Annotated in this window: 1 protein-coding gene and 1 pseudogene; both read right to left on the bottom strand. The window is 55.1% G+C overall.

What is annotated here, in order from left to right:
- Nucleotides 1-289: 289 nt before the first annotated feature.
- A complete protein-coding gene (locus A9762_RS26975; protein WP_069345042.1) occupies nt 290-844 on the bottom strand; it encodes a hypothetical protein in 555 nt (184 codons plus the stop codon).
- Nucleotides 845-934: 90 nt separating this feature from the next.
- Nucleotides 935-1,717: pseudogene (locus A9762_RS29055) on the bottom strand (hypothetical protein); the annotation flags it as partial.

The raw sequence follows: 1,717 nt of genomic DNA on the forward strand, positions 1-1,717 counted from the left end.
GCTTGCTGGAGTTGGATGGCCTCTTGTTGAGGCGAGAAGTAGAACGTCGTCGTGCTCGGTTGCAGCGACGCAGGCAAATTCGACAGCAACACCTGCGGTGACACCGGATCGAGCGTTGCACTCAGTCCGTCTACGACACCTAGCTTGGCCCCCCCTGTTATCCCGTCTATCCCGTCAGGGTCGATGAGCACGCACCAGCTAGGCTCGCCGAAATCAACGCGTCACAAACCGACCACGCCGACGCCAAAGAATTAGAAATTTCAATTATTTTTCGACACCAACAATCTCATCAACAATTTCTTATTTTTAAATCAAAAGACGAATTTGTATCAGCATTAAATGTCAATCTCCCACCCAACTCCAAAAACTGATACGCCTCCATACCTACCCAATACTCATTTATCTTGCACTTAAATAGATTCCGCATCGCCGAGAGAAATTTCCTCATCAATTGCTGCGCCAACATGCTTTCCGACCAAGTTTGGATTAGGCCACTAATAAGAACTCGATCCTCCCAAATTCCTCCCGCGTTTAGCTCTATAGCATCGGGACAATTCCCCTGCTCGTACTCCGTCACGCTCTCGCCATTGTACGATCGCGCGACAGGTACGATGGGGGTCGACCGATGCGCCACGATGTAACGTTCGCAACCACCTGTTTGCTGCCGAGCAGCAACACCGAGCATGGGCATCTCGGATAGCGACTGATATCGTGGAGCATCTCCACGCTCCCTATCGAACAACCCGTGATGCGAGAGAACATATGTCAGAAAGAAATCACTCTCCACAAAATTCGCTACGGCCAACATGTCGTTCTTCGTCGCAAAAAAGAAAATTCTCTTCATCGTTTCCGCGCCTTTTGGATGGCTTGATTAATTTGATCCCGGGTCGCACCCTTCGGGATTAGAACTAATGTGTCATTTGGATATGCGGCTTTAATCCTCTCCGCTGCGGCCTGCTCGGACGTAGTCGGGGTTACGCCATCGGACTTCGTGGAAACTGATACACCCCCACCACCGGTAACGCGATATCCGTCGCCGAATAGGGTTTGGCCCACCACATAATTGAGCTACCGGGTATCTGCACTTCCCCAACGCCCCCCGAGCCGCCCAGATACTTGTCAGTAAAACCGTCAGTTGAATCGCTTCTTGTTGCGGAGAGAAGTAGAACGTCGTCGTGCTCGGTTGCAACGACGCTGGCAAATTAGACAGCAACACCTGCGGCGATACCGGATCGAGCGTTGCACCCAATCCACCCACAACGTAGCTCGGCCCATTCTGCTGGCCCGTGGTGCCGGTCAGGATCGACGACCCCGCGCCGCCCAAGCTCGCAGGAATCGTCAGATTCAGGCCGCCGTTCGCCGGGGCCAGGCTGATCACCTGCGGCGCGTTGCCCACTTGCGGCGTGTAAGTGTTCGCCGTCGCGATGCCGTTGATCAGTCTCGTGCCCGTGAGCGATACCGACTGGCCCACCACGTTACCCACGTTCACGATCTGGCCGCCTGACGTCACCGTCAGGTTCGGCGCCTGAATCGTTGCGGCGATGTTGCCTACCGGCGTCGGCGGATTGATGACCCCGCCCACGCTCGTGTACGCATCGCCGTATAGCGATGTACATTCCGCAGCACTGCCGCAGCTCCACACGTCGTGACGCTTGTCCGACTCGAACATCCCCGTCTCTTGCACCCAGTGCGAGTGCCAGTAGGCGTTGAGCGTCTG

Origin of the sequence: Pandoraea sp. ISTKB (assembly GCF_001721285.1) — a bacterium.
Lineage (GTDB): Bacteria > Pseudomonadota > Gammaproteobacteria > Burkholderiales > Burkholderiaceae > Pandoraea > Pandoraea capi.

Bases quoted from the DNA above. Each gene is read 5' to 3' on its own strand.
- A9762_RS26975 (WP_069345042.1), bottom strand. From the start codon at position 844: ATGAAGAGAATTTTCTTTTTTGCGACGAAGAACGACATGTTGGCCGTA.